The organism is Acuticoccus sp. (assembly GCF_965213555.1).
In the GTDB taxonomy this organism is placed as follows: Bacteria; Pseudomonadota; Alphaproteobacteria; order Rhizobiales; family Amorphaceae; genus Acuticoccus.
The window spans coordinates 1266457-1292240 of record NZ_OZ243890.1 but is presented as its reverse complement, the minus strand read 5'-3'; the positions used below and the strand labels follow the sequence as shown (position 1 = coordinate 1292240).

28 protein-coding genes are annotated in these 25784 nt (G+C 72.4%); 24 read left to right on the top strand and 4 right to left on the bottom strand.

Annotated elements, in window-relative coordinates; genetic code table 11:
- The first annotated feature begins 116 nt into the window (after nt 1-116).
- The 11 genes from ACOOE8_RS06290 (at nt 117) to ACOOE8_RS06240 (ending at nt 10807) form a co-directional block, all read left to right on the top strand.
- A complete protein-coding gene (locus ACOOE8_RS06290) occupies nt 117-2228 on the top strand; it encodes an SPOR domain-containing protein (RefSeq protein ID WP_420393989.1) in 2112 nt (703 codons plus the stop codon).
- Nucleotides 2228-3226, top strand: coding sequence for a beta-N-acetylhexosaminidase (gene nagZ / locus ACOOE8_RS06285; protein ID WP_420393988.1), 999 nt, complete (start codon nt 2228-2230; stop codon nt 3224-3226). Before ACOOE8_RS06290 ends, nagZ begins: the two co-directional genes overlap by 1 nt.
- Entirely contained in the window at nt 3223-4002 is a 780-nt protein-coding gene (locus tag ACOOE8_RS06280; RefSeq protein ID WP_420393987.1) for a segregation and condensation protein A, read from the top strand. The genes nagZ and ACOOE8_RS06280 overlap by 4 nt, the downstream gene beginning before the upstream one ends.
- Before the next feature lies 1 nt (nt 4003).
- On the top strand, nt 4004-4708 hold the full coding sequence (scpB, locus tag ACOOE8_RS06275; RefSeq protein ID WP_420393986.1) for an SMC-Scp complex subunit ScpB: 705 nt from the start codon (nt 4004-4006) through the stop codon (nt 4706-4708).
- Nucleotides 4689-5771: an ABC transporter ATP-binding protein gene (locus ACOOE8_RS06270; RefSeq protein WP_420393985.1), complete on the top strand. Its 1083-nt coding sequence runs from the start codon at nt 4689-4691 to the stop codon at nt 5769-5771. The genes scpB and ACOOE8_RS06270 overlap by 20 nt, the downstream gene beginning before the upstream one ends.
- A gap of 188 nt (nt 5772-5959) precedes the next feature.
- Nucleotides 5960-6181 carry a twin-arginine translocase TatA/TatE family subunit gene (locus ACOOE8_RS06265; protein ID WP_420393984.1) on the top strand — a complete coding sequence of 74 codons (222 nt, stop codon included), beginning with the start codon at nt 5960-5962 and terminating at the stop codon, nt 6179-6181.
- 21 nt (nt 6182-6202) lie between these two features.
- The gene (tatB, locus tag ACOOE8_RS06260; protein WP_420393983.1) at nt 6203-6628 is read left to right on the top strand and encodes a Sec-independent protein translocase protein TatB; all 426 of its coding nucleotides are present in this window, start codon (nt 6203-6205) and stop codon (nt 6626-6628) included.
- Nucleotides 6625-7413: a twin-arginine translocase subunit TatC gene (tatC, locus tag ACOOE8_RS06255; RefSeq protein ID WP_420393982.1), complete on the top strand. Its 789-nt coding sequence runs from the start codon at nt 6625-6627 to the stop codon at nt 7411-7413. The genes tatB and tatC overlap by 4 nt, the downstream gene beginning before the upstream one ends.
- Nucleotides 7414-7479: 66 nt before the next feature.
- Nucleotides 7480-8757 carry a serine--tRNA ligase gene (serS, locus tag ACOOE8_RS06250; protein WP_420393981.1) on the top strand — a complete coding sequence of 426 codons (1278 nt, stop codon included), beginning with the start codon at nt 7480-7482 and terminating at the stop codon, nt 8755-8757.
- Nucleotides 8754-9404 (top strand): protein-L-isoaspartate(D-aspartate) O-methyltransferase, encoded by a 651-nt coding sequence (locus ACOOE8_RS06245; RefSeq protein WP_420393980.1) that lies wholly within the window; start codon nt 8754-8756, stop codon nt 9402-9404. Before serS ends, ACOOE8_RS06245 begins: the two co-directional genes overlap by 4 nt.
- A gap of 161 nt (nt 9405-9565) precedes the next feature.
- Nucleotides 9566-10807, top strand: coding sequence for a peptidoglycan DD-metalloendopeptidase family protein (locus ACOOE8_RS06240; protein WP_420393979.1), 1242 nt, complete (start codon nt 9566-9568; stop codon nt 10805-10807).
- A gap of 235 nt (nt 10808-11042) precedes the next feature.
- Here ACOOE8_RS06240 and ACOOE8_RS06235 read toward each other — a convergent pair whose 3' ends face one another.
- On the bottom strand, nt 11043-11888 hold the full coding sequence (locus tag ACOOE8_RS06235) for an ATP-binding protein (RefSeq protein ID WP_420393978.1): 846 nt from the start codon (nt 11886-11888) through the stop codon (nt 11043-11045).
- A 245-nt stretch (nt 11889-12133) separates the two neighbouring features.
- Between ACOOE8_RS06235 and yajC the strand changes: the two genes are divergently transcribed.
- The 8 genes from yajC (at nt 12134) to ACOOE8_RS06195 (ending at nt 19721) form a co-directional block, all read left to right on the top strand.
- Complete coding sequence (gene yajC, locus ACOOE8_RS06230; protein WP_420393977.1) at nt 12134-12466, top strand: preprotein translocase subunit YajC; 333 nt, start codon at nt 12134-12136, stop codon at nt 12464-12466.
- Nucleotides 12467-12473: 7 nt separating this feature from the next.
- On the top strand, nt 12474-14093 hold the full coding sequence (gene secD / locus ACOOE8_RS06225; protein ID WP_420393976.1) for a protein translocase subunit SecD: 1620 nt from the start codon (nt 12474-12476) through the stop codon (nt 14091-14093).
- Nucleotides 14094-14097: 4 nt separating this feature from the next.
- Nucleotides 14098-15060, top strand: a complete 963-nt coding sequence (secF, locus tag ACOOE8_RS06220) for a protein translocase subunit SecF (RefSeq protein ID WP_420393975.1) — start codon at nt 14098-14100, stop codon at nt 15058-15060.
- 10 nt (nt 15061-15070) lie between these two features.
- A complete protein-coding gene (locus ACOOE8_RS06215) occupies nt 15071-15460 on the top strand; it encodes an Mth938-like domain-containing protein (RefSeq protein ID WP_420393974.1) in 390 nt (129 codons plus the stop codon).
- Nucleotides 15457-16314: a squalene/phytoene synthase family protein gene (locus ACOOE8_RS06210; protein WP_420393973.1), complete on the top strand. Its 858-nt coding sequence runs from the start codon at nt 15457-15459 to the stop codon at nt 16312-16314. The genes ACOOE8_RS06215 and ACOOE8_RS06210 overlap by 4 nt, the downstream gene beginning before the upstream one ends.
- A gap of 8 nt (nt 16315-16322) precedes the next feature.
- Entirely contained in the window at nt 16323-17321 is a 999-nt protein-coding gene (locus ACOOE8_RS06205) for a hypothetical protein (protein ID WP_420393972.1), read from the top strand.
- Between the two features lie 40 nt (nt 17322-17361).
- Entirely contained in the window at nt 17362-18909 is a 1548-nt protein-coding gene (gene guaA / locus ACOOE8_RS06200) for a glutamine-hydrolyzing GMP synthase (RefSeq protein ID WP_420393971.1), read from the top strand.
- Nucleotides 18910-18983: 74 nt separating this feature from the next.
- On the top strand, nt 18984-19721 hold the full coding sequence (locus tag ACOOE8_RS06195) for an SDR family NAD(P)-dependent oxidoreductase (RefSeq protein WP_420393970.1): 738 nt from the start codon (nt 18984-18986) through the stop codon (nt 19719-19721).
- A 213-nt stretch (nt 19722-19934) separates the two neighbouring features.
- Here the strand turns inward: ACOOE8_RS06195 and ACOOE8_RS06190 are convergent, their stop codons facing one another.
- Nucleotides 19935-20351, bottom strand: coding sequence for a L,D-transpeptidase (locus ACOOE8_RS06190; RefSeq protein WP_420393969.1), 417 nt, complete (start codon nt 20349-20351; stop codon nt 19935-19937).
- Between the two features lie 149 nt (nt 20352-20500).
- Here ACOOE8_RS06190 and ACOOE8_RS06185 point away from each other — a divergent pair, with 149 nt between their 5' ends.
- The 4 genes from ACOOE8_RS06185 (at nt 20501) to ACOOE8_RS06170 (ending at nt 24522) form a co-directional block, all read left to right on the top strand.
- Nucleotides 20501-21100 carry an NnrU family protein gene (locus tag ACOOE8_RS06185; protein WP_420393968.1) on the top strand — a complete coding sequence of 200 codons (600 nt, stop codon included), beginning with the start codon at nt 20501-20503 and terminating at the stop codon, nt 21098-21100.
- A 22-nt stretch (nt 21101-21122) separates the two neighbouring features.
- Entirely contained in the window at nt 21123-21863 is a 741-nt protein-coding gene (locus tag ACOOE8_RS06180) for a tetratricopeptide repeat protein (protein ID WP_420393967.1), read from the top strand.
- Nucleotides 21863-23179: a PQQ-binding-like beta-propeller repeat protein gene (locus ACOOE8_RS06175; RefSeq protein WP_420393966.1), complete on the top strand. Its 1317-nt coding sequence runs from the start codon at nt 21863-21865 to the stop codon at nt 23177-23179. The genes ACOOE8_RS06180 and ACOOE8_RS06175 overlap by 1 nt, the downstream gene beginning before the upstream one ends.
- 290 nt (nt 23180-23469) lie before the next feature.
- Nucleotides 23470-24522: an SMP-30/gluconolactonase/LRE family protein gene (locus ACOOE8_RS06170; RefSeq protein WP_420393965.1), complete on the top strand. Its 1053-nt coding sequence runs from the start codon at nt 23470-23472 to the stop codon at nt 24520-24522.
- Nucleotides 24523-24545: 23 nt separating this feature from the next.
- Here the strand turns inward: ACOOE8_RS06170 and ACOOE8_RS06165 are convergent, their stop codons facing one another.
- Both ACOOE8_RS06165 and ACOOE8_RS06160 read right to left on the bottom strand, forming a co-directional pair.
- Nucleotides 24546-24719, bottom strand: a complete 174-nt coding sequence (locus ACOOE8_RS06165) for a hypothetical protein (RefSeq protein ID WP_420393964.1) — start codon at nt 24717-24719, stop codon at nt 24546-24548.
- A complete protein-coding gene (locus ACOOE8_RS06160; RefSeq protein ID WP_420393963.1) occupies nt 24716-25303 on the bottom strand; it encodes a TOBE domain-containing protein in 588 nt (195 codons plus the stop codon). The genes ACOOE8_RS06165 and ACOOE8_RS06160 overlap by 4 nt, the downstream gene beginning before the upstream one ends.
- Before the next feature lie 167 nt (nt 25304-25470).
- On the opposite strand from ACOOE8_RS06160, the gene ACOOE8_RS06155 reads away from it, so the two are divergent.
- The gene (locus ACOOE8_RS06155; protein WP_420393962.1) at nt 25471-25731 is read left to right on the top strand and encodes a LysR family transcriptional regulator; all 261 of its coding nucleotides are present in this window, start codon (nt 25471-25473) and stop codon (nt 25729-25731) included.
- Nucleotides 25732-25784: the final 53 nt, after the last annotated feature.

The following is a 25784-nucleotide window of genomic DNA, read 5'->3' as shown; positions in this document are numbered from 1 at the left end:
CAGGACCAGCCCGCCGGCTCCGGCGGACTCGGAGCGTGGAGGGCTCGGCTCGTCCGGGTCCAGAGCGTCGGGATCCTCCCGCCGCATGGGATGGCAACGTGAGTGGCGGGCGAGCGATGAACGGTCCGACACGATCCTCGGCCTTCGATCGGCGCACCGCGCTGGGTGCGTCCCACGGCCGCGCGAAGGAAATCGTCGACGAGCTCGACCAGTTCGTCGACTCCGAGCCTGTCGCTTGGCTGCCGGTGGGTCGCTCCGGCCGCCGGCCCGCCGGAATGTTTGCGCCCGAGCGGAGCGACGAGCCGGAGCAAGCAGTGAACGATGACGGGGACGTGCGGGTGGAGGACGCAGGCGCCGCCTTCAGCCACGAGGGTTCGGGCCGGCGCGCGGCCTTCGCGCGGCGGCTCGACGAGGAGCTTTCCAGGCCAGCGGCGTCGCCTGCGGCGCGATGCGAGCCGGTCCCTGCGGGCGACGGGACCGCGGTCGAGGGTGCGGGAGTAGCGGTCGAGGACGGCGAGCTCACAGCCCCGGCTGAGATGCAGGCCAGTGAGCGCGACGACGCGCCGACCGACGCGCTCGACCTCGAGCTGAACGACGCCATCGGCGCCATCATCGCCCGACGCAGCATGCGTGCCGATGCCCCGCCAGCGGGGCCAGCCGAACCTGCGCAGCGAGTTGCCCCGGGTCCATCGCGGCCGGCCCGACCGCGCAGCCTCGCGACCCCGGTGCCTCCCGGCATGAGGCCGCTTGCCCCGCCGATCGGCCCGCCACGGCCTGCGCCGCTCGCGCCACCACCGGCGCCGCCCGCGCCCGTCGCGCCCCTGCCGTCCGTCGCGCCGATCGGCGGCAAGCGGCTGAAGCCGATCCCCACCTTCAACTACCAGCGGCGTGAGGAGCCCGAGCCGTTCCCCGCGGCGCCGCCCGACCTCGACGATCCCCTCGCGAGCGTGCTGTTCGCCGACGCCCGCGACGCGCTCGACGCTGCGCGGCTGTCGGCCCGTGCGGCGGGGTTCGACGAGGACGGCGCCTACGCCGCCGGCGCCGAGGCGGACGACGATCTGCCGGCCTCGCTGCGCCGCGCGGACGGACGAGCGCATCGTCGGCCCGCCTGGCGGTCGCCGATCGTCGGGGTCGCGCTTGCCGTGTTCGTGGTCGCTGGCCTCGGGCTCGTCGCGTTCAACACGCTCGCGGGATCGGATGCGTCCGGCGAGGAGCCGCGGCTCATCCGGGCGGACGCGAGGGACGTGAAGGTGCGGCCGGCGGACGACCCCAGCGGCATGGCGCAGCCCGACATCTCCGAGCGGACGGCGCTCGGCGAGAGCGACCAGCTTGTGATCCCCGACCCGGTGCAGATCGCCGCGCAGGGCGAGCCGTGGGAGGCCCTGCCTGCCGACGGCAGCGCGCCTCGCCAGGTCCGCACCGTCGTCGTCCGACCCGACGGCACCATCGTGCCCACGGTGGCCCGCGACGAGGTGGCGACGGACGAGGCCCCCGACCCTGGGTTCGGATCGTCGGGAGATCACGACGTGGCGTCCTCGACGAGGGACGCCACCGTGCGCGACGATGCGTTGCGGGCCGAAGCGCCCGACGGCCTGAACGAGGACACGTCGCTCGGCGCGGACGCCGGGGGCGCGGACGACGGGGACGTGGGCGCCGTCACGTCCGGACCCGAGCCGGTCGACGCCGGCCGTGACGCGGCCTTCGCGGCCTACGCCCCAAGCAATCCCCTCGACGACCCGGTGCCAGCCGCAGGTGCCGGTGCCGAAGTGGGCGAGCTGCCGGCGCCGTCCGCCGATCCCATCGATGGGGACGCTTCGGGCGCGGTGATCGTGCCCCGTCCGCGCCCGTCGCCACCGCTCCGCACGACGAGCGCGTCCAGCGCCAACGCGCCCGATGCGTCCCTCGAGGCCCGCGCGCCGGCCGGCCCGCAGACGCCGTCCGAGGACGGCACCCTCGACGTCGCGACGGCGGAAGAGGCTCGCATGCCGTGGGGCGTCCAGCTCGCCGCGCAACGCAGCCGCGGTGACGCCGAGGCGTCCGCCCGTCGCATCACGCAGAAGTACGCGGGCGTCCTCGCCGGCGCGCAGCCTAGCATCGTCCGGGCCACGGTCGGGGACCGAGGCGAGTTCTGGCGCGTCCGTGTGGGCAAGCCGTCCCGCGGCGAGGCGGCGGCGCTCTGCGAGGCGCTGAAGGGCGCCGGCGCGGACTGCTTCGTCGGCCGCAACTGATGACCGCTCCCCTCATCGTCGGGCTCGCCGGCACGGTCCTGACGGGCGAGGAGCGCGCCTTCCTCGCAAAGGTGCGCCCGCTCGGCGTGATCCTGTTTCGTCGCAACGTCGCCGACGCCGACCAGCTCGCAGCCCTCGTCGCGGAGGCGCGGGCGGCCTCGGGCGCCGGCCTCGTCCTCGTCGACCAGGAGGGCGGACGCGTACAGCGCATCGGCCCGCCGCTCGCACCGCGCCATCCTCCCGCCGCCGCCATCGGCGCGCTCCGCTCACGCGAGCCCGAGGCGGGGCGACGGGCGGCGTGGCTGTCCGGCCGGTTGATCGCCGCGGACCTCGCACCTTACGGCATCAACGTGCCGTGCCTGCCGGTCGCGGACGTGCCGGCCGACGGGGCGCACGACGTCATCGGTGACCGCGCCTACGCGCGTGAGCCGGACGCGGTCGCTACGCTCGCCGCCGCGGTCGCCCAGGGCGTCCTCGACGGGGGCGCCCTGCCCGTCGTCAAGCATGTGCCCGGCCACGGCCGCGCGCGCAGCGACAGCCACGTGGTTTGCCCGGTGGTGGACGCCTCGCGTGCGGAGCTCGAGCGCGACCTCGCCCCGTTCCGCGCCCTCGCCAAGCTGCCGCTCGCGATGACCGCCCACGTCGTCTACACCGCGCTCGACGCCACGCGTCCCGCGACCCTGTCGCCGGACGTGATGGCGCTCGTGCGCGAGGACATCGGCTTCGACGGGCTTCTGATGACGGACGACATCTCCATGGGGGCGCTGTCCGGCGACGTCGCGACGGACGGCGCTGCGGCGCTCGCCGCGGGGTGCGACTGTGTGCTGCACTGCAACGGCGACCTCAGCGAGGCCCGCCGCCTGGCGGACGCGCTGCCGCCGCTGTCGGGGGCGGCGGAGCGCCGCCTGGCCGCCGCGCTGGCGCACCTCGCCGACCCCAGCGAAGACGTCGGCCCGCTGCGCGAGGAGTTCGCGTCCCTCGTCGCGGTTGAGGCATGAGCGAGGCTGATCCGTTCGAGGCCGCACCACGCGAGGCCGACGTGGACGAGGTCCTCACCGTCGACGTCGCAGGCTACGAGGGTCCCCTCGACCTCTTGCTCGACCTCGCGCGGCGCAACCAGGTCGACCTCACGCGCATCGCGATCCTGCCGCTGGCCGAGCAGTACCTCGCGTTCGTACGTCGCGCCGCACCGCTGCGCATCGAGCTCGCCGCCGACTACCTGGTGATGGCAGCTTGGCTCGCCTACCTGAAAAGCCGGCTGATCGCGCCGCAGGACGGCGACGACGGTGCCAAGGGGGAGGAGCTTGCCGAGGATCTCGCCTTCCGCCTGCGCCGGCTCGAGGCCATGTGCGAGGCTGCGGACGCGCTGTTCGCACGGCCGCGCCTCGGGCACGACGTGTTCGCGCGAGGCATGCCCACGGTCCGCCACATCGCGAGCCGTCCGCGCACCCGAGCGAGCCTCTACGACCTCCTCGCCGCGTACGGCGCGATCCGTCAGGCCGAGATCGTGCGCACCATGACCATGGAGAAGCGCCCGGTGTTCTCCCTCGTCGACGCGCGCCGCGTCATGGAGCGCCTAGTCGGCGGGAACGCCCGCTGGCTCCCCCTGTCCACCCTCGTCGCGGCGATGCCGCGCCACGACCGGCCGGCGACCGTGGTGGCGTCGACCTTCGGGGCGGCGCTGGAGATGGCGCGCGAGGGGCGCATCGCCGTGCGTCAGAGCGCCCCGTTCGCGCCGCTCTACGTGCGTGCGCTCGCCGCCGCGGAGGAGTAGGATGGCGCAGACGGTCCCGTTGTTCGGCGGCGACCCGGCGGATGGGGAGGCGCTGCGGGCGCTGGAGGCGGTGCTGTTCGCCTCGGCGACGCCGCTCACCGAGGCAGCGCTCGCCGAGCGGCTGCCCGACGAGGGCGACCTTGCGACCCGCCTGCGCCAGCTTCAGACGACCTACGCCAACCGCGGCGTGAACCTGATCGCCGTGGCCGGTGGTTGGGCGTTCCGCACCGCGCCCGATGTTGCCGGCGTCCTGGCGCCCGAGCGCACGCAGGAGCGCCGACTGTCGCGCGCGGCGATGGAGACGCTCGCCATCATCGCCTACCACCAGCCCGTCACCCGCGCCGAGATCGAGGAGGTGCGCGGTGTCGCCGTCGCCAAGGGGACGCTCGACATCCTCCTCGAGACCGGCTGGGTGCGGCTGCGCGGTCGCCGGCGGGTGCCGGGCCGGCCGGTGACGTTCGGCACGACAGCGGCGTTCCTCGACGCCTTCCAGCTCCCCGCCATCGGCGACTTGCCAGGGCTCGAGGACCTGCGCGGAGCGGGGCTCCTCGAGGGCACCCCACCGGCCGGGTTCGCCGTCCCGCAGCCGCGCGACGACGACGCGCCGGATGCCGACGAGGACCCGCTCGAGGACGGCACCGACGAGGCAGGCGGTCCTCGCGCTGGCAAGATCGACGACGACGGCGATGCCGACGCTCGCGCGTGAGCGGCCGACGGCCGACGCGGCGGTCGCGCAGCTCGCCCTCGACCGCGTCGGCTTCGAGATCGCCGGGCGCCCCATCCTGTCGGACCTGTCCCTCGAGGTCCGCTCGCGTGAGACCGTGTGCCTGCTCGGCCCTTCGGGCTGCGGCAAGACCACGCTGCTGCGGGTTGCGGCGGGCATCGAGCGGCAGGGCACCGGCCGCGTCGCCGTCGGCGGCCGCACGGTGGCCGATGCGTCGACCTTCGTGCCGCCGGAGGCGCGGCGGCTCGGCTTCGTCTTCCAGGACCTTGCGCTGTTTCCCCACCTCCGCGTCGCCGACAACGTCGCCTACGGGCTGACCGGCGTCCGCCGCGGTGAGGCGCTGCGCCGCGCGGCGGAGGCGCTCGAGGGGGTCGGCCTGTCTGGCTACGAGCGCGCCTACCCGCACGAGCTGTCCGGCGGACAGCAGCAGCGTGTGGCGCTCGCCCGCGCGCTCCTGCCGGCCCCGCAGGTGGTGCTGTTCGACGAGCCGTTCTCCGGGCTCGACCGCGACCTGCGCGACGCGGTGCGCGCAGACGTCATCGCCGTCCTCAGGGAGCGCGGGGCAACCGCCCTCCTCGTCACCCACGACCCCGAGGAGGCCCTGGCCGTCGCCTCGCGGATCGCGCTCATGCGTGAGGGCGCCATCGTGCAGCTCGCGACGCCCGAGGAGATCTGGCGCTGGCCAGTGGACCTTGCGGCGGCGCGGGTGTTCTCGCCGGTGAACGCCTTCCATGCGCGCGTGGCGGGCGGGCTGGCCGACACCCCCGTCGGCCGCGTGCCCGTCGGAGCCGAGCGGGAGGGCGAGCGGCTCACCATCGCGTTCCGCCCCGAGGCGCTGCGCGTCTTCCCCAACGAGCGCGCGGCGGGCGTGCAGGCGAGCGTGGAGCGCCGCCGCTTCTTCGGGACGCACGTGGAGATCACCGCGCGAGCGCCGTCCGGCCACCGGCTCGTTCTGCGCGCCGACCCCTACCAGGTGCCCCACGCGTCGACGGTGCGCGTCGTCCCCGACCTCAGGCAGGCCATCGTGCTTTCCGGCGAGCAGTGAGCCGCAAGCAATAGGTGTTGGTGCGCGCGCCCAAGGCGCGCTATAGCTGCCGGCCGGCGACGTCGCCGGGGCACAGGTCATCGGTCACATCACCGTGAAGACGCACCACGGTGCGTGATGCCCCGCGCGACCCACATGAACGACGCATGGCCCCGCGGACGTCCGCGGGGAGCGAAGGGAACGGATCCATGGGTATCAGCGTCTGGCAGATCCTCATCATCGGGATCATCCTCGTGCTCCTGTTCGGGCGCGGGAAGATCTCCGAGCTGATGGGCGACGTCGCCAAGGGCATCAAGAGCTTCAAGAAGGGCATGGCGGAGGACGAGGACGACAAGTCCGATCCGCGCACCATCGACCACTCCCCCGTGCACAACGTGCAGGCGAAGGACACCGAGCGCCACAACGCGTAACTCCGGCGGGGTTCAGCGCCCGTGTTTGACATCGCCTGGACGGAGATCCTCGTCGTCGCGGTGATCGCGATCCTCGTGGTCGGACCGAAGGAGCTGCCGGGGATGCTGCGTGCGTTCGGCAAGACCTTCGGTCAGGTCCGCCGCACCGCGCGCGAGTTCCAATCCACCTTCAACGACGCGCTGCGCGAGGCGGAGCGGCAGGCCAAGCTCGACGACGTGAAGCGCGACCTCGACGAGGTCCGCTCCATCGACCCGACCCGCAGCCTGCGCAAGGGCCTCGACGAGACGAAGCGGCAGCTCGCCGGCAAGGTGGACGACGCGGCGCCACCGCAGCCGGACGTGGTGCCGCTCAAGGGCGTCGAGCCGACGGCCTCGCCCCCCTCCCGCGAGGCGAGCGACCAGGAGGGTGAGGCTCGGCCGCGCGCGGCGGCCGGAGGCGAGCGTTGACGCAGGACGACATCGACTCCTCACGGGCGCCGCTCATCGAGCACCTCATCGAGCTGCGTTCGCGACTCATCAGGTCGGTGATCGCGATCGCCATCGCGTTCGTCGTCTGCTTCTACTTCGCCGCCGACATCTTCAACATCCTCGTGGTGCCCTACGAGCGGGCGGCGGGGGAGGCGCGCGACATCCGCCTGATCTACACGGCACCGCAGGAGTACTTCTTCACCCAGCTGAAGCTCGCGCTGTTCGGCGCGTTGTTCCTGGCGTTCCCGGTCCTCGCGGCACAGGTCTACATGTTCGTGGCGCCGGGGCTCTACCACAACGAGCGCGGCGCGTTCCGGCCGTTCCTCGTCGCGACGCCCATCCTGTTCGCGGCGGGAGCGGCGCTCGTCTACTTCGTCATCATGCCACTGGCCATGGCGTTCTTCCTGTCCATGGAGCAGGCCGGCGCGGGGGACCAGCCGCAGATCCAAATGCTGGCGCGAACATCGGAGTACCTCGGCCTCATCATGGTGCTGATCTTCGCGTTCGGCATCGTGTTCCAGACGCCGGTGATCCTGACGCTGCTCGGTCGCGCCGGGCTCGTCTCCGCGGCCGACCTCAGGAAGCGGCGCAAGTACGCCATCGTCATCGTGTTCATCCTCGCCGCGGTGCTGACGCCGCCGGACCCGGTCAGCCAGATCGGCCTCGCGGTGCCCGGCCTTCTCCTCTACGAGGTCTCGATCCTGTGCGTGCGGCAGATCGAGAAGGCTCGTGAGCGGCGCGAGGCGGCGGCGGCCGCCGTTTGAGGCGCGGCCTCGCCAGGCCGTGGTCGAGCCGCTAAGACGCCCGCGACCATCTTTGACGGATCCCCGATGTTCGACATCCGCGCCGTCCGCGATGCCCCGGACGCGTTCGACGCCGCCCTCGCCAAGCGCGGGGTCGCGCCCGTCGCCGCGCGGCTCGTCGAGCTCGACGACGAGCGCCGGGCGGTCGTCACGCGCCTGCAGGAGGTCCAGACCGCGCGCAACGCCGCCTCCAAGGCCATCGGAAAGGCGAAGGCCGCCCGCGACGAGGCCGAGGCGGAGCGCCTCATCGCCGAGGTCGCGGCGCTCAAGGGGGCGATCCAGTCGGGCGAGGAGGCGGAGCGCGACGTCGCCCAGCGCCTGGAGGCCGAGCTCGCCGGGCTGCCCAACCCGCCGCTCGAGGACGTCCCCGTCGGCGGGGACGAGTCCGGCAACGTCGAGCTGCGCCGCGTCGGCGAGCCGCGCAGGTTCGACTTCGCGCCCAAGGAGCACGACGCGCTCGGCGCCGCGCTCGGCCTGATGGACGCCGAGCGTGCCGGCCGCATCGCCGGCTCGCGCTTCACGATCCTCACCGGACGCCTCGCGCGGCTGGAGCGCGCGCTCGGCCAGTTCATGATCGATCTCCACGTCGCCGAGCACGGCTACACCGAGGTGAGCCCGCCGCTCCTGGTGCGCCACGAGGCCGTGTTCGGCACCGCGCAGCTCCCGAAGTTCGCGGGCGACCTGTTCGCCACGACGGACGGCCGCTGGCTGATCCCCACCGCGGAGGTGCCGCTCACCAACCTCGTGCGCGACGAGATCCTGTCCGCCGCCGACCTGCCGCTGCGGGTGACGGCGCTGACGCCGTGCTTCCGCTCCGAGGCGGGGTCTGCGGGGCGAGACGTGCGGGGCATGCTGCGCCAGCACCAGTTCCAGAAGTGCGAGCTCGTGTCGATCGTGGCGCCCGGGGACGCGCTCGGCGAGCAGGAGCGCATGACGGGCTGCGCCGAGAGGGTGCTCGCGGCGCTCGGCCTCGCCTACCGCGTGGTGAACCTTTGCACCGGCGACCTCGGGTTCGCCGCCCGGCGCACCTACGACATCGAGGTCTGGCTGCCGGGGCAGGGGGCCTACCGGGAGATCTCGTCCTGCTCGGTGTGCGGCGACTTCCAGGCACGGCGGATGAACGCACGCTACCGCCCATCCGCCGAGGCCCCGCCGGCCTACGTGCACACGCTCAACGGCTCGGGCGTCGCGGTGGGCCGCGCGCTCATCGCCGTCATGGAGACGTACCAGGAGGCGGACGGCACCATTCGCGTCCCGGACGCGCTGGTCCGCTACACGGGCTTCACCGAGGTCCCTCCGCCATGACCGACGAGGAGGAACGCGAGGCGCTCGCGGCGCTCGTCATGCACCTGCGCCGGCGCAACGTGGCCGGCCGGCGTGTGCTCGCGGCCCTCGAGGGTGTGCCGCGCTCGCTGTTCCTCGATGCGCGGCACAGGGGCCTTGCCTACGCCGACCGGGCGGCCCCCATCGACTGCGGGCAGACCGTCTCCCAGCCCACCGTCGTCGCCATGATGACCGAGGCACTGGAGCCGGGCGAGGCCCACAGGGTGCTCGAGATCGGCACGGGCTCGGGCTACCAGACGGCGATCCTGGCGCGTCTCGTCGCGCACGTCTTCACCGTCGAGCGCTACCGTCGCCTGTCGGACCTTGCCGCGGAGCGGTTCGCCGTGCTGCGCCTTGCGAACGTCACGCGGTCCGTCGCGGACGGCCACGACGGCTGGGCCGAGCACGCACCCTACGATCGCATCATGGTGACCGCCGCGGCGCCTGCGGTGCCGCAGGCCCTTGTCGACCAGCTCGCGCCCGACGGCATCCTCGTCGCGCCGGTGGGCGAGCAGGACGGCGTTCAGGAGCTCGTCAGGTGCCGGCTCGGCCCCGACGGGCTCATCGGCGAGCGCCTCGCGGACGTCCGCTTCGTGCCGATGGTCCCAGGGGTCGCGACGCGCTTGTGATCCTGCCGCAACACCCGCCAAAGGCTTCCGACCGGTGAGGCGGTTTCGTCGCAATTGGCACGAGGTCGACCCTTTGCGTTAGGGAGCCGGTAATCGGCCGACCGCCTCTATGCGCGCATGTCTGCAGCAGCGGCTTGGCGAGGCAGAAGGAGGTTCCCAGCATGCGCAAGGGGTTGACGGCGATCGGCGGGACGACCGGGAGGATCGCTGCCTGCGCGTCCCTGGCCGCCTTCGTGGCGGGCTGCTCGGCAAACGTCGAGCGTACCGCCGGAACGTCGCTCCTTGCGGGTCATGGCGGGCCGGCAACCGCCGGCGCCCCCATCGAGTCGCGCGACCTCGCGCCCCTCGGCTATGCGCCCCCGGGAGCGATGGGGACGGCCGGCACGCCCGGCAGCCTGCGCGAGCGCGGCTGGATCGTTGAGGGTGCGCCGATCGTCACGGTCTCGGCGGGCGACACGGCCAACTCGCTGTCCCAAGGGTTCGGTGTGCCGGCCAGCATCATCCTGGAGGCGAACGGGCTGATGAGCGCGCAGGAGGTGCGGCCTGGACAGCGCCTCGTCATCCCGACCTACGTTTACCGCGAGGCCGACGTCGCGACGGCGGCGCCGACGCCCGCCGCGGTCGGCCTCGGCGCGCCGCCGAGCACGCTCGCCGCCCAGGCCGCCGAGGGTCGCCACGTCGTCCAACCGGGCGAGACGCTGACCTTGATCGCCGCGGCTCACCGTGTCCCCCAGGCGGACCTCGCGATGCTGAACGGCCTCGCCGTCGACGCCGCGTTGACGCCCGGCCAGCGGCTGCGCGTCCCACCGGCCGCGGTGGTCGTCGCCGCACCGGCGCCGGCTCCGCCCGCGCCGTCCATCGAGCCTTCGCCGGTCGCGCCGTCCCCGGAGCCGGTGGTGGCCGCCGCCCCCGACCCGTCGCCCCAGGTAGCGCCGGTGGCCGCCGAGGCGCAAGCGCCGACGGTGACCGCCGCGGTGGTGGACCGCCCGCAGGCACCCGCGGCGGCTGCGCCTGCGGCCGAGGGGGAGGCGGGCTTCCGCTGGCCGGTGCGCGGGCGCATCATCGCGGGCTTCGGCAAGCAGGCCGACGGCAATCGCAACGACGGCATCAACCTCTCCGTGCCGGCGGGCACGGCGGTCCACGCGGCGCAGGACGGCACGGTGATCTACGCCGGCGACGAGCTCGAGGGCTACGGCAACCTCATCCTCGTCCAGCACGAGGACGACTGGGTGTCCGCCTACGCGCACAACGAGGCGCTGAAGGTGTCGCGTGGCGACACCGTGCGCCGCGGCCAGCCCATTGCAAGCGTCGGCGCCACGGGCTCGGTCGACCAGCCGCAGCTCCACTTCGAGCTGCGTCGCAAGTCCAAGCCCGTCGACCCGCTGCCCCACCTCAAGGGCTGACGCCGAGCGCGAACCGAACGCGCACGCCGACGTCGGCGTGCGCGTCAGGGAATGCTCCAGCGCCAGTGATCGAGGCTGGATCAACGACCGCAGCTAGGTTCATCCCCTTACTAGGTTCATCCCCTCATACGTCGCCGACATGTCGGCAAGCATCGCTGGAACGCCCTAGGGGCGAACAGGCATGCACATGGTCGTCCGGTAAACCGTTCGGTGGGTGGCACCCATCCCGCGCGGCTCAAGCGAGCCGCACTCCCGTGCGGCCGGCGAGGTCCTGCACGAACTGCCAGGCGACGCGGCCCGAGCGCGAGCCGCGCGTCGTCGCCCACTCCAGCGCGTCGCGGCGCAGCGCGTCCGCCTCCGCGGGGATCGCGAACGCCTCCACGTAGCCCCTCACCATGGCGAGGTACTCGTCCTGGCTGCAGCGGTGGAAGCCGAGCCACAACCCGAACCGATCCGACAGCGAGACCTTCTCCTCCACCGCATCGCCGGGGTTGATCGCCGTGCCGCGCTCGTTCTCCACCATGTCGCGGGCGAGGATGTGCCGCCGGTTGGAGGTGGCGTAGAACAGGACGTTGTCCGGCCGCCCCTCGACGCCGCCGTCAAGCGCCGCCTTCAGCGACTTGTAGGAGGTCTCGCCGGCATCGAAGGAGAGGTCGTCGCACAGGATGAGGAAGCGGTGCGGCGCACCCCGCACCAGCGCCATGAGCGCGGGCAGCGAGCCGATGTCCTCGCGATGGATCTCGACGAGCTTGAGGCCGGGGATCGTGGCGTGCACCGCCTTCACCAGGGAGGACTTCCCCATGCCCCGCGCGCCCCACAGCAGCGCGTTGTTCGCCGGCAGCCTGTCGGCGAAGCGCTGCGTGTTTTGAAGCAGCGCGTCGCGGTTGGCGTCGATGCCCTTGAGGAGCTCAAGGTCGACGCGGCTCACCACAGGGACGGGCGCGAGCCGTTCATCCTCGGCGTGCCACAGGAAGGCATCTGCGGCGTCGAGGTTCGCCGGCGGACGCCGGGGCGGCGCCCACCGCTCGAGGATCGCGACGAGGGCGTCGAGCCGGGCGATGAGGTCGGGATCGGTCGTCATGGGCTCGTCCGGCGGTGCGGCAGGGATGGGTGCGCCGCGCGACGAGGCGGTGCGCGACGCAGGCTGCGTCCTTAGCGCGGCGAGGGGAGGACCGGCAAACTTGGCGCCGGCAGGGGCGTGGCACCGCGGGTCCCGCCGTGACGAGGCGCCGCCGTGCGTTGCAAACGGCGGCTCGAACGTCTAACTCGGGCCGAACCGGAGGCTCGGCGCATGCGCCTGCAGCCTCACGTCCATAAGGTCGCCCCATGCTCATCACCGAAGCCTTCGCTCAGGCTCCCGGCGCCGGCGGTGGCGCGAGTTTCCTCGTTCAGCTCGCGCCCTTCCTTCTCATCTTCGTCATCATGTACTTCCTCATCATCCGCCCGCAGCGCCAGCGCATGAAGGCGCACGCGGCGATGATCTCGGCGGTCAAGCGCAACGACACCGTGGTCACATCCGGCGGCCTCATCGGCAAGGTGACGAAGGTCGTCGATGAGGGCGAGGTCGAGATCAAGTTCGGCGACAACGAGCCGGTGCGCGTGGTCCGCAACACGATCTCCGAGGTGAGGGCGAAGCCCGAGCCCGCCGCCAACGACTGACGGCGCGATGCTGCACGTCCCTCGCTGGCAGGTCGTCCTCATCCTCCTTGTGATCCTCGTCGGGACGGCGGCGGTGTTGCCGAACCTCCTGCCGCGCGCGTGGGTGGCGGCGCTGCCCTCGTGGCTGCCCAAGGAGCGCATCGTCCTGGGGCTCGACCTGCAGGGCGGGGCCTACCTGCTCTACGAGGTCGACCGGCAGGACTACATCGACACGCGCCTCGCCTCGGTGACCAGCGACGTGCGCCAGGCGCTCCTCGAGGAACCGCGGATCGGCTACAGCGGCCTCGGCGTGGTCGACGGCGGTGTCCAGGTGAGGATCCGCGATGCGACGCAGCTCGAGGCGGCGCGCGATCGGCTCGAGGACCTGCGGAACCCCCTAGGGCAGGGGCTGTTCGCAGGGAGCGGCACCAACGAGTTCGACCTCACCGAGGGCTCGAACGGCGTCCTGCGGCTCGACTTCACCTCCGAGGGCCTCGCCCAGCGCGTGCGCTCCGTGGTCGACCAGTCCATCGAGGTGGTGCGCCGGCGCGTCGACGAGCTCGGCACCACCGAGCCCAACATCCAGCGCGAGGGCGAGGACCGCATCCTTGTCGAAGCGCCCGGCGGCGACCCCGAGCAGCTGAAGGCGCTCGTCGGCACCACCGCGCAGCTCACCTTCCACCTCGTCGACACCTCGATCTCCGGCGAGGAGGCGCTGCAGACGCGCCCGCCCGCAGGCACCATGGTGCTCCTCACGTCCGAGGACGACGAGGTCGAGCCGGCCCGTCCCTACGTCCTCGACGAGGCTCCGCTGATCACCGGCGAGGACCTCACCGACGCGCAGCCCGCCTTCGAGCCGCAGACCAACGAGCCGGTCGTCACCTTTCAGCTCACCACGGGAGGCTCGCGCCGCTTCTGCCAGGTGACGACGCAGAACGTCGGCACGCCGTTCGCCATCGTGCTCGACGACGAGATCGTCTCCGCGCCGAGGATCAACGAGCCCATCTGCGGCGGCGCTGGGCAGATCTCCGGCTCGTTCACCGTGCAGTCGGCCAACGACCTCGCCATCCTGCTGCGCGCCGGCGCGCTGCCCGCCGCACTCACACTCGTCGAGGAGCGCACCGTGGGTCCCGGCCTCGGCGCCGACTCGATCGCCGCCGGCGAGCTCGCCGCGGTGGTGGCGGCGGTCCTCGTCGGCGTCTCGATGGTGGCGGTCTACGGCCTCTTCGGCGTGTTCGCGAACCTTGCCCTTGTGACCAACATCGTCCTGATCCTGGGGCTCCTGTCGCTGCTGGGCGCGACGCTGACCCTGCCAGGCATCGCTGGCATCGTCCTCACCATGGGCATGGCGGTCGACGCGAACGTGCTCATCTACGAGCGCATCCGCGAGGAGGGGCGTGCCGGCCGCTCGCCCATCCTTGCCATCGATGCGGGGTTCAGCCGCGCGCTCTCGACCATCCTCGACGCGAACATCACGACGCTGATCGCCGCCGTCATCCTGTTCCAGCTCGGCTCCGGCCCGGTCCGCGGCTTCGCCGTGACGCTCGCCATCGGCGTGCTGACCACGGTGTTCACCGCGTTCCTGTTCACCCGGCTGATGGTCGCGACCTGGGTGCGACGGCGCCGCCCGACCGCGGTCCCGGTGTAGCGCCATGCGGCTCATCACGCTCCCCACCGACACGCGCATCAGCTTCATGCGCTGGCGCACGCCGGCGATCGTCGTCTCGCTCGCCCTGTGCGTCCTGTCCCTCGTCCTGTTCGCGCTGCCCCAGGTGGGGATGAATTACGGCATCGACTTCCGCGGCGGCACCATGGTCGAGCTGCGCTTCGACGAGCCGCGCGACATCGGCGACGTGCGGGCCGAGATCGGCGACCTCGGCCTCGGCGACGTGCAGATCGTCGAGTTCGGCGAGCCGACGGACGTCTTGATCCGCGTCGAGGAGCAGCCCGGTGGCGAGGAGGCACAGCAGCTCGCCGTCATCCAGCTGCGTGATCTCTACGGCGAGGCTGCCGAGTTTCGCCGCGTCGAGGTGGTCGGCCCCCGCGTGTCGGGGGAGCTCGCCCGCGCGGGCACCATCGGCGTCGTCGTCGCGCTCCTCGCCATCATGATCTACATCTGGCTGCGCTTCGAGTGGCACTTCGCGGTGGGCGCCGTGCTGACGACGCTGCACGACGTCATCCTCACCATCGGCCTGTTCGCGGCGACGCAGATCGAGTTCAACCTGTCCTCCATCGCCGCGGTCCTCACCATCGTCGGCTACTCGCTGAACGACACCGTCGTCGTGTACGACCGCGTCCGCGAGAACCTGAGGCGCTACAAGCGTCTGCCGATGTCCGAGCTCATCGACCTGTCGGTCAACCAGATGCTGTCGCGCACGCTGATGACGTCGGTGACGACGCTGCTCGCGCTCGGCGCGCTGTTCGTGTTCGGCGGCGAGGTGATCCGCTCGTTCACCTTCGCGATGATCTGGGGCATCGTAGTGGGCACCTACTCCTCGATCTTCATCGCCGCGCCGCTCCTCATCACGCTGAACCTCAGGCCGGGTCGCACTCCCGGCGACACCCCGGACACCCCGGACAAGGAGCCCGGCGAGCCGCAGCCGGCCACGGTGTAGGTCGGACCGCGTGGGCGGGCTCGTCATCCGCGACGCGCACTTCCCCGGGCGGGCGCCCATCGACGCCTACGGCAACGGCGGCTTCAGGTTCGCCGACATGAGCCACGTGGGGTCGATCCTGTGCGTGCCGTCCGGCATCTACGGCTGGCCGCCGACCTCCCGCGAGGAGGTGACGGCGGACGCGCTGTCCCGTGTGGTGGCGGAGCGCGGCGACATCGACGTCCTCCTCCTCGGCGTCGGGCTGCTGCCTGTGCCACCGACCGCGGCGACCGCGGCGGCGCTGCGCGAGGCTGGGGTGAGGTTCGACACGATGACGACGGGCGCGGCGGTGCGCACCTACAACGTGATGGTGTCGGAGGAGCGTCGCGTCGCCGCTGCGCTCCTCGCCGTCGAAGGATGACGCTCGAGGACGAGGTCCGCACCCGCGACCGCACCCAGTGGCTCGCCGCCCTCTTCGCCCCGGAGCCAGCGCGGCCCGCGCTCCACGCCCTCGCCGCCTACGGCCTTGAGCTCGACCGCATCGTCGCCACCGTGCGCGAGCCGCTTGCAGCGGAGGTGCGCCTCCAGTGGTGGCGCGACGCGATCCGCAACGAGGGGTACGGGGAGGGCGCGTCGGTGCCGCTGGTCGACGCGCTGCGCGACGGGCAGGCGCGCTACGCGTGGCCCGCCGACACCCTGTGCGCCATGAGCGAGGCACGCCTCCACGACCTCTACGCCGACCCGTTCGAGGACTGGACCGCGTTCGACGGGTACGCGGGCGAGGTGCACGGCGCGCCGGTGCAGCTCGGCGCCATGGCGCTCGGCGTCGAAGCGCTCGGCCGCGAGGACGGGCTCGCCGCCGCGCGTACGGCAGCGACCGCGGCCGGTTGGGGCGGCGTCGCTCTGGCCACCGCCGGCGCCGCCGAGGCGTTCGCCGCCCGTGCGGCACTGGGCCACACGAGGCTGCCCGCCTCCGCCTGGCGGGAGGCGACCGGCGGCGACCTCGCAACGGACCTTGCGGCGGGGCGCGTCGCACCGCGCGCCTGCGAAGCGGTCGCAGCCCTCGTACGGCACGGCACGGCCGCAGACGCGGCGATGCGCGAGCTGCTGCCAGCCGTCGCCGGCGAGGTCCGTGCGGCGTTCCTTCCGGCGCTCCTGGCACGGTCGCGCCTCGAGGCGGCTCGCCGCTCGCCGGCGGAGCCGCGCGTGCCGTCGGCGTGGCGGGCGCAGCTTGCGTTGTGGCGCGAGGCACGCCGTCTGCGCCGGGCCCGCTGAATGCCTGAGTGATGATGCGCTACGCCTGCCTCGTCGATGCGACGCCCAAGCTCTACTGGGAGGCACTCGTCTTCCGCCGTGCGATCACCGAGGTCGCCGGCGTCCCATCCGAACACATCACCATCGCCGCGACGACGCGGGTGCCATCCGAGGTCAGCCGCCGGCTTGCCGGACCGTGCGCGTCGCGCGTGGTCGCCGTCGCCGTCGCCGTCGCCGATCCATGTAACAAGGTGCATCAGCTCGCGGCGCCTTGGGAGGACGACGTCGCGTTCCTCGACGTCGACATGATCGTGCTGTCCCCGCTCGACCCACCGCACGGCGACACGGTGGAGGGCGTGCCCGTGTTCGGCCCGTCGCCGTCCGAGGCCGTGCTGCGGCCGCTCTATGCGCGGCGGGCCTGCACCGCGGCAAGGCCCGCCGACTGGGTCGCCCGCACCGCGCTCGACGGCACGCCCTTCGTGACCCACCGCAACCACCTGAACGGCGGGCTCTACGTCGTCCCGCAACCCCTCATCGCCCCGTTCGGGAGTGCTTGGGCGGACGAGCTCGTGCGCGTCGGCGCGGTCGACGGCGTCGCCCCGTACGCCGACCAGGTCGCCGCAGGACTCGCGCTGGCCGGCCTCGGCCTCACGGCGCGCCACCGTGAGGCCGGCGACAACTGCCCGCCGTGGTTGGCCCGTCGCCGTCCGGCCCGCGCGATCCACGACTTCGCCAAGTTCTCGCCGACGGACCGTGACGCGGCCGGGCACTTCTCCACGAGCGCGGACGTCTCCGCCCTGCCCGAGCGGTCCGCGCTCGCTTCGATCATCGACGCGGCGAACGCAGACGCGGACGGCGCGACCTTCGCCGCCTACCGCCGCTTCCGCTACGCGCTTTACGCGGACGACTTCGCGCTCGCCGCTCGCGAGGTCGAGCGCACCGCCGACACGCGTCACGCCGGCGAGGCCTTCATCGAGGACATGCGCACGCACCTTGTGGCCTACCGGCGGATGCGCGCGGGCGGCTGAACCTCGTGCGGTGCGCCGTGCGCTGTGGCATCACGCGGGCATGGCCCACGACACCATCCTCATCGTCGACTTCGGCAGCCAGGTGACGCAGCTCATCGCGCGGCGGGTGCGCGAGGCGGGCGTCTTCTCGGTCGTCGCACCGTTCCACGAGGCGGCCGGCGCCTTCGCCGAGCACGGCCCGGTCGGCGTCATCCTGTCGGGCGGCCCGGCGTCGACCCATGCGCAGGGTTCCCCCCGCGTGCCGCAGGAGATCGTCGAGGCGGGCGTCCCGCTGCTCGGCATCTGCTACGGCCAGATGGCGATGACGACGCAGCTCGGCGGACGCGCCGAGGCGGCCGACCATCGCGAGTTCGGCCGCGCGGAGGTCGAGGTCGTCGCCGCGAGCCCGCTCATCGAGGGGATCTGGTCGCCCGGCGAGCACCACACCGTGTGGATGAGCCACGGCGACCGCGTGGTCGAGCCTGCGCCCGGGTTCGAGGTGATCGCCCGCTCCGCCGGCGCGCCCTACGCGGTCATCGCCAACGAGGACCGGCGCGCCTACGGGATGATGTTCCACCCCGAGGTGATCCATACGCCCGACGGGGCCCGCCTCATCGAGGCGTTCGTGCGCCGCATCGCGGGAGCCACCGGCGACTGGACCATGGCCGCGTTCCGCGAGGAGGCGGTGGCGCGCATCCGCGAGAGCGTCGGCGACGGGCGGGTGATCTGCGGCCTCTCGGGCGGCGTCGATTCGACGGTGACGGCCGTCCTCATCGCGGAGGCCATCGGGGACCGGCTCAACTGCATCTTCGTGGACCACGGCCTCCTGCGGCAAAACGAGGCGGCCGAGGTTGAGGCGATGTTCGCCGGCCGCAACGACGTCGTCTTCCAGAAGGTGGACGCGGCGGACGCCTTCCTCGAGGCGCTCGACGGCGTCGCCGACCCCGAGGCCAAGCGCAAGACCATCGGCCGCCTCTTCGTCGAGGTCTTCGAGCGCGAGGCGAAGGCGGTCGGCGGCGACTTCCTCGCCCAGGGCACGCTCTACCCCGACGTCATCGAGAGCGTGTCGGCGACGGGCGGCCCCTCCGTCACCATCAAGAGCCACCACAACGTCGGCGGGCTGCCCGAGCGCATGGGCCTCAAGCTGGTCGAGCCCCTGCGCCTCCTGTTCAAGGACGAGGTCCGCGCGCTCGGCCGCGAGCTTGGCCTCGCCGAGGGCTTCGTCGGGCGCCACCCGTTCCCCGGACCGGGCCTTGCCATCCGCCATCCGGGGCCGGTCACGCGCGAGGGGCTCGCCGTGCTGCGCCGCGCCGACGCGATCTTCATCGAGGAGATCCGCGCGGCGGGGCTCTACGAAGTGATCTGGCAGGCCTTCTCGGTCCTCCTGCCGGTGGAGAGCGTCGGCGTCATGGGGGACGCGCGCACCTACGAGAGGGTGCTCGCGCTGCGCGCGGTCACCTCCACGGACGGCATGACGGCGGACATCTACCCCTTCGACACTGCCTTCCTCGGCCGCGTCGCCGGCCGTATCGTCAACGAGGTGCGTGGGATCAACCGCGTCGTCTACGACGTCACGTCGAAGCCGCCGGGGACCATCGAGTGGGAGTGAGCCGCGCCGTGCCTCGACAAGCGGCGCTCCTCCGTCGTTAGTTGGGCCAGCGGACGGGCGAAGGGACGGTGGGGATGGCGGACTTCGACGGGCGCGTCGCGGTGGTGACCGGCGGCGCGCAGGGGATCGGCGGAGCGGTGGCGACGGCGCTCGGGGAAGCGGGCGCGTCTGTGGCGCTGTGGGACCTCGACCTCAGCCTCGGAGAGAGCCACGCCGCGACGCTGCCGCGGGCCGCCGCCTTCGAGGTCGACGTCGCGGACTACGCCTCGGTGGAGGCGGCGCACCGGGCGACCGTCGACGCGCTCGGGGAGGTAGACGTCTTGGTCAACTCCGCCGGCGTCGCCGGGATGAACGCCACGGTGGCGGACTATCCCGTGGATGAGTTCGCCCGCATCTGCGCGATCAACCTCCTCGGCACCTTCCACACCAACAAGGTCGTGGTGCCTGCCATGCGCGCACGCGGCTACGGCCGGATCGTCAACATCGCCTCCATTGCCGGCAAGGAGGGCAACCCCAACGCGTCGGCCTACTCGGCATCCAAGGCGGGGGTCATCGGCTTCACCAAGAGCCTCGGCAAGGAGCTCGCCGACGTCGACGTGGCGGTGAACTGCGTGACGCCGGCCGCCGCCCGCACACGCATCTTCGACCAGATGAGCGAGGAGCACATCGCGTACATGCTCGGGAAGATCCCGCGCGGCCGCTTCCTGGAGGTCGACGAGGCAGCTGCCATGATCGTGTGGCTGGCGAGCCCGGCGAACACCTTCGCGACGGGCGCCGTGTTCGACCTGTCGGGCGGACGCGCGACCTACTGAGCCTCGCCCTTCGGCGCACGCTCGCGCGGCCCTGCCCGGAAGGCACCAGCAGTGCGCCGCGACGACGAGGACACCGAGCGCGAGACGAACGCCGGCATAGGGGCGCAAGGGGCGCACACACCGTCGAGCGGCGAGCTCGTGGCGGCTGCGCTCGCCGCGTCGGCGCGGTCGACGACGGGGGAGTACAAGTCGCTTCGGCTCAGGCGCGTGCGTTCATGGCTTGACGAGGATGCGCACGTTCTCCGGCCCCACCGTCATGACGAGCTCGAACAGCGTGCGCGCGTCGCCGGGGTGGAGGCGGACGCACCCGTGCGAGGCGGGGCTTCCCAGGCTGGGCAGCTCCCAGGAGCCGTGGATCGCGTACCCCCGATCGTAGAAGATCGCGTTCGGCATCGCCGCGTCGTCGTACTGGCGCGAGTAGTACTCCTCGTACATCCGCATCGGCCGGAACGACCCGGTGGGCGTGGAGAACCCGGCGCGCCCCGTCGAGACGGGGTAGCGCGCCAGCGCCTCGCCCTTGTAGACCACCGTGAGGCGTTGGTCGGACAGGTCCACCTCGGCGACCAGCGGCTTCGCCGCCACCGGCGCGGCCAGGCACAGCGCGAGGGCGATCGGCGTCAACGGGCGCACTCGGCTCCTTCCCAACGCTCTGGTGCGGGCTCGGCGACTGGGATAACCCACGGACGTCGTCGGCGCGATGCCGCGGCCGCAACAGTCGGGCGGCGATGTGGCGATCGCCAACACGCCGCTCCGCCAACCGGCCGAATGAGGGAGGCCCCATGCTCATCCTGATCGTCGGGCTCGTCCTGTTCCTCGGCCTGCACTCGCTCCAGATCGTGCGGCCGGCGCACGACGGTGCCGTGGCCGCGATGGGGGACACGCCCTACCGCCTCACGTACTCTTTGGCCTCGCTTGCCGGGCTCGTCCTCGTCGCGCAGGGCTACAGTGCCTGGCGCTGGGAGGGCAGCGCGCCGATCCTCTACGTCCCGCCGGCGTGGGCGAGCCACGTCACGCTCCTCCTCATGGCGTTCGCGTTCGTGGCGCTCGCGGCGGCCTACGCACCGGGGCACATCAAGCGGACGCTGAAGCATCCCATGCTCGTCGCGGTGAAGGTGTGGGCGGTGGCGCACCTCCTCGCAAACGGCAACGCGGCCGCGGTCCTCCTGTTCGGCGCGTTCCTTGCCTGGGCGGTCGCCGACCGCATCTCGGTCAAGCGGCGCGAGCGTGCAGGGCTGATCGCTCCAGCCGACTTCGAGCCGCGCTGGCAGGCGGACCTTGCCGCGGTGGCCATCGGACTCACCGTTTACGGATTGTTTGTGTGGAAGCTTCACCTATGGCTGATAGGGGTCTCGCCGGTGGCGATGACGCCGGCCGCTTGAGCGCATCGGGCCCGGTACCGCGATGACGGACATCTTCGACGAGGTTGCGGAGGACCTGCGGCGCGAGCGCTTGAAGCGGGCGTGGGATCGGTTCGGGATCTACGTGATCCTGGTCGCCGTCCTCATCGTCGCGCTGACGGCGGGCTGGCGCGGCTACGAGTGGTGGCGGGTCAACTCCGAGCGGACGGCGGGGGAGGCCTACGTGGGGGTGCTGTCCGAGGTCGAGGGCGCCGGCACCGCCGGGTCGGCCGAGGCGCTGACGCAGTTCGCCGAAGGCGCGCCGGACGGCTTCGCGCTGCTTGCCGAGTTCCGCGCTGCAACGCAGTACGCCGCGGTGGGCGAGGCGGACGCTGCGCGCGAGGTCTTGTCGGGAATCGTCCAAGACGGCGACGTCCCCGCGCTCTACCGGGACCTCGCCCGCCTGCGCCTTGCCCACGTGCTCATCGACATCGGCGACCACCCGCAGGCGCAGGAGACGATCCTGGAGCTCGCCGAGGACGCTGGGAGCCCGTTCCACAGGTCGGCGCAGGAGCTGATGGGCTTGGCCGCCTACGCGGCCGACGACTTCGACGCCGGGCGGCGCTGGTTCACCGCCGTCGAGGGCGGGGCGGGCACCTCCGCCGCCATGCGGGAGCGCGCGCAGGACATGCTCGGCCTCCTCGATCGCGTCGCGCCCGAGCCCGCCGGTACGGGCGAGGAGGCTGCGCCGTCCGGCGAGGATCCCGCTTCCGACACCGCCTCCGCCACCGAGGAGACCAACTGATGCGCGTTCCGGCCGTCGCCCTTCTACTCGCGTTGGCCCTCGCAGGGTGCGGCGCCATCGGCGAGATGAACCCGTTCGGCGCCAAGGACGAGCGCCTCATCGGCGAGCGCGAGTCGGTGTTCTCCTCCGCCGGCACCCTCGTCGAGGACGGTGCAGCGCGGTCGGCCACCGTCGGCCCCGTCCGCGCCAACGCGGACTGGCCGCAGCCCGGCGGCAACGCGCAGAACGCGCCGGGCCACCTCGCCTTCGACGGCGCTGGCGCGCGGGCGTGGCGGACCAACCTGTCCGGCCTCAACACGTCGGTCACGCGCGGCACGCTGCGCATCGCGGCGCGCCCCGTGGTGTCGGGCGACCGCGTGTTCGTCTACGCGCCCGACGGGACGGTGACGGCGCTGTCGGCCTCCGGCGGCGGTAGCGTCTGGCGCACGTCGCTGAAGCCGGAGGGCGAGAACGACGCCGCGGCGGGTGGCGGGCTCACGGTTGAGGGTGGTCGCGTCTACGTGGCGACCGGCTACGGCGAAGTCGTCGCCCTCGAGGCCGCGGACGGCTCGGTCGTCTGGAGGCGGGACGTCGGCGTCCCGCTGCGCGGCGCACCCACCGCGGGCGCTGGAAAGGTGTTCGTCGTCTCCCAGAAGAACCAGGTCCATGCCGTCAACCAGGAGGACGGCAGCGAGGCCTTCACCTACGACGGCATCCCCGAGCAGGCCGGCCTCCTCGCCTCCGCCTCGCCGGCGGTCTCCGGCGACATGGTCGTGATCCCCTACTCGTCGGGCGAGGTCATGGCGTTCTCCGTCGCCGAGGGCGAGCCGGTGTGGCAGAACTTCGTCACCCGGACCATGCGCACCATGGCGATCACCGGCCTCAACGACGTTTCCGGAAGCCCGGTGATCGAGGACGGCACGGTCTACGCGACGGGCCTCGCGGGCCGCACCATCGCGGTGCGTCTTTCGGATGGCGAGGAGCTGTGGGAGGCCGACGTCGGGTCGGCGCACACGCCGGTGGTGTCCGGCGACGCAGTGTTCCTCATCGACATCGCGAACCGCATGGTGGCGCTTGACCGTGCGACCGGCGAGCCGCTGTGGACGACCCAGCTGCCGCGCAAGGGGAAGCGCGACGCCGCCTACGCCGGACCGGTCCTCGCCGGCGGGTCGCTGTGGGCGATCTCCAACGACGGGCGGATGGTCCAGCTCGATCCGTCCAGCGGGAAGGTGACCGTCGACCGCTCCATCGGCGCATCGGCGTACACCGCGCCCGTCGTCGCCGGCGGCCGAATGATCTTCGTCTCCGACGCCGGTGAGATCACCGCGCTCCGCTGATGGGAGGGCTGGCCGAGCGTCAGCCTGCCCGTGTGGATGTCCGGCGCGGCGGCGGACCGGCGACGCGGGAGGGACGCGGAGCGGATCGGCGCCGGTGCAACCGTCGCCGTTCAACGCATGGCCGACGGGAGCGAGGCCGGTCGGGCGGGAGCTGGACCACCTGGTCCGACCGCGCGGCTGGTCGGCGACCCTCGTCAGCGACACCGGTACGGAGCCGAGGCTGGCGTCGAGGTCGGTTGGTGCACGCCTCACCGTGTCGACGAGCGTCTCTGGAACAGAGCCTTCAGGACATGATCGAGCCCTCCCTCGTCAACTTCCTCGGGCACGGGCTTGAACGGCCCGAGTGCGTGCTCGCCCATGCCTCCGGCCACCTGTTCGCGGCCGACTGGCGTGGTGACGGGGGCGTGGCGGTGGTCGCGCCTGATGGGTCCGTTCGGCGCATCACGGCGCACGGGGTCCCGACCCCCCTCCGACCCAACGGCATCGCGTTGCAGGCGGAGGGGACGTTCCTCCTCGCCCACCTCGGTGACGAGCGCGGCGGCGTCTTCCGTCTGTTCGCGGACGGCCGCACGGAGGCAGTGCTGACCGAGGTCGAGGGCCGGCCCCTGCCACCGGCGAACTTCGTGCTCCTCGACCGAAGCGGGCGGCTGTGGGTGACGGTAAGCACCCGGCGGGTGCCGAGGCACGACGCGGCACGTCCGGGCGTCGCCGACGGCTTCATCGTCGTGATGCCGCCCGGCGGTCCGCCGCGGATCGTCGCCGACGGCCTCGGCTACACCAACGAGTGCGTCGTCTCCGTGGACGGCCGGCACCTCTACGTCAACGAGACGTTCGGCAAGCGCTTGTCGCGCTTCGAAATCGAGGACGACGGCTCGCTCGGCCCCCGCGAGACCGTGGCGGTCTTCGGCGAAGGAACCTTCCCCGATGGTCTCGCGGCCGACGCCGAGGGTGGCCTCTGGATCACCAGCATCGTCTCGAACCGGGTCGTCCGCGTCGCGCCGGACGGCACGGCGGAGACGGTCCTTGAGGACTGCGATCGGTCGCTCGTCGCACAGACCGAGGCGATGTTCCGTCGCGACGGCCTCGATACTGCGCGGCTCGGCCTGCGCCACGGGAAGGTCCTCGCCAACCTGTCGAGCCTGGCGTTCGGGGGCGAAGGGCTGCGGACGGCCTACCTCGGCTGCCTCGCCGGCGACGCCATCGCGAGCGTCGATGTGCCGATCGCGGGGGCCGAGCTGGTCCACTGGCGTGCCGACCTTGCTCCGCTGGAGGAGGCGGGCGTCATCGTCGCACCACAAGGCCAGCCGACCGCCGCGGCCTCTTACCCTCCTCTGTCCGATTGAGGAGGCGGCGCCGTCCGGACGGGTCAGTGCGCCTCGGCGAAGCGGGCGATCGAGAACGGGGCAAGCGGGGCGTTGGTCTGGCCGTTCGCGATCAGCTCGGCCATGACCGAGCCGACGGCGGTGACCACCACCAGCGGCGCCACCATGAAGGTGGCGAACGCGTTGGTGAAGAGGTTGGCGAAGGCGCCGTTCCTCATTGGATCACCCCCGCAAAGCCACGTTCGACGAGGCTGTTCCAAGCGATCATCATGACGAGGACGGCGACGAGCAACGTCACGGCGATCGCGGCCCCGAGCGGCCAGTTCAACATGTTCAGGATCTCGTCGTACACGGTCATCGCAACTACCTTCACACGGCGCCCCTGCGGCGTCGCGAACGCGCTCGCCGACAGGGAGAACACGATCAGCGATCCCGGCAGCACGCCCGGCATCGCCTGGGGCAGGACCGCGCGGCGGAACACCGTTGCGGAACGTGCGCCAAGGGACTGCGCCGTGCGCTGCGTCGCAGGGTCCTGGCGCTGCAGCGCCGCCCAGACGGTAAGCACCATGAACGGCACCCCGTTGCGGGCGAGGACGCGGAGGTGCTCGTTCGCCCAGGCCAGGTGGACGGCGGCACCGGCGTGCGGCTCGTCGTGACCGGCGTTGCGCCGGGTGATGACGAGCTCCCCCAACGGGGTCGCGATCTTGAACAGCCACTCGTCGCCGAGGAAGACGCGCTCCACGACCGTGCCAAAGAGCGGGGCGTTCGCCGGGTCGACAAACTCGGTCCGCTCCGGCCGCAACGCGACCGTGACGGGACCCTGCGCTCGTTCTCGGCCGGTCCTGGAAGGATGATGCGTTCGCCCGTCACGAGGCCCTCGCCGTCCACCCGCGCCTCGATCGCATTGGACTTACCGAGGAAGTGCGAGGCCATACCGAAATGGTCTAACCGTCCCGGCGGAGCGGTGCGGTGGCGCGGGCGAACATCCGGCAGATCGAGGCGTTCAACGCGGTCATGAAGTCGGGCTCCGTCACCGGGGCAGCGGTGACGCTGTTCCTCGGCCAACCGGCGGTGACGCAGCTCCTCAAGGCCGTCGATGACGCCTGCGGCTTCGCCCTGTTCGAGCGCCGCTCCGGACGTTCGTGGGCGACCCGAGGCGCGCCAGCTCTTCGCGAGACGGAGTCGCTCGAGGTCCTGGCCGAGCCGGTCGTGACGACGATCTGGGTGTAACGCTTAGCCAGGTGGCCCCCGCACGCCTCGCTGCAGAGGCGCTCGACCTCGTC

Bases quoted from the DNA above. Each gene is read 5' to 3' on its own strand.
- ACOOE8_RS06240 (WP_420393979.1), top strand. From the start codon at position 9,566: ATGCGCAAGGGGTTGACGGCGATCGGCGGGACGACCGGGAGGATCGCT.
- secD (WP_420393976.1), top strand. From the start codon at position 12,474: ATGCTGCACGTCCCTCGCTGGCAGGTCGTCCTCATCCTCCTTGTGATC.
- ACOOE8_RS06165 (WP_420393964.1), bottom strand. From the start codon at position 24,719: ATGAGGAACGGCGCCTTCGCCAACCTCTTCACCAACGCGTTCGCCACC.
- nagZ (WP_420393988.1), top strand. From the start codon at position 2,228: ATGACCGCTCCCCTCATCGTCGGGCTCGCCGGCACGGTCCTGACGGGC.
- ACOOE8_RS06175 (WP_420393966.1), top strand. From the start codon at position 21,863: ATGCGCGTTCCGGCCGTCGCCCTTCTACTCGCGTTGGCCCTCGCAGGG.
- ACOOE8_RS06185 (WP_420393968.1), top strand. From the start codon at position 20,501: ATGCTCATCCTGATCGTCGGGCTCGTCCTGTTCCTCGGCCTGCACTCG.
- ACOOE8_RS06280 (WP_420393987.1), top strand. From the start codon at position 3,223: ATGAGCGAGGCTGATCCGTTCGAGGCCGCACCACGCGAGGCCGACGTG.
- ACOOE8_RS06210 (WP_420393973.1), top strand. From the start codon at position 15,457: ATGACGCTCGAGGACGAGGTCCGCACCCGCGACCGCACCCAGTGGCTC.
- ACOOE8_RS06265 (WP_420393984.1), top strand. From the start codon at position 5,960: ATGGGTATCAGCGTCTGGCAGATCCTCATCATCGGGATCATCCTCGTG.
- ACOOE8_RS06180 (WP_420393967.1), top strand. From the start codon at position 21,123: ATGACGGACATCTTCGACGAGGTTGCGGAGGACCTGCGGCGCGAGCGC.
- ACOOE8_RS06270 (WP_420393985.1), top strand. From the start codon at position 4,689: ATGCCGACGCTCGCGCGTGAGCGGCCGACGGCCGACGCGGCGGTCGCG.
- secF (WP_420393975.1), top strand. From the start codon at position 14,098: ATGCGGCTCATCACGCTCCCCACCGACACGCGCATCAGCTTCATGCGC.
- ACOOE8_RS06195 (WP_420393970.1), top strand. From the start codon at position 18,984: ATGGCGGACTTCGACGGGCGCGTCGCGGTGGTGACCGGCGGCGCGCAG.
- scpB (WP_420393986.1), top strand. From the start codon at position 4,004: ATGGCGCAGACGGTCCCGTTGTTCGGCGGCGACCCGGCGGATGGGGAG.
- ACOOE8_RS06170 (WP_420393965.1), top strand. From the start codon at position 23,470: ATGATCGAGCCCTCCCTCGTCAACTTCCTCGGGCACGGGCTTGAACGG.
- ACOOE8_RS06290 (WP_420393989.1), top strand. From the start codon at position 117: ATGAACGGTCCGACACGATCCTCGGCCTTCGATCGGCGCACCGCGCTG.
- serS (WP_420393981.1), top strand. From the start codon at position 7,480: ATGTTCGACATCCGCGCCGTCCGCGATGCCCCGGACGCGTTCGACGCC.
- ACOOE8_RS06245 (WP_420393980.1), top strand. From the start codon at position 8,754: ATGACCGACGAGGAGGAACGCGAGGCGCTCGCGGCGCTCGTCATGCAC.
- yajC (WP_420393977.1), top strand. From the start codon at position 12,134: ATGCTCATCACCGAAGCCTTCGCTCAGGCTCCCGGCGCCGGCGGTGGC.
- guaA (WP_420393971.1), top strand. From the start codon at position 17,362: ATGGCCCACGACACCATCCTCATCGTCGACTTCGGCAGCCAGGTGACG.
- ACOOE8_RS06235 (WP_420393978.1), bottom strand. From the start codon at position 11,888: ATGACGACCGATCCCGACCTCATCGCCCGGCTCGACGCCCTCGTCGCG.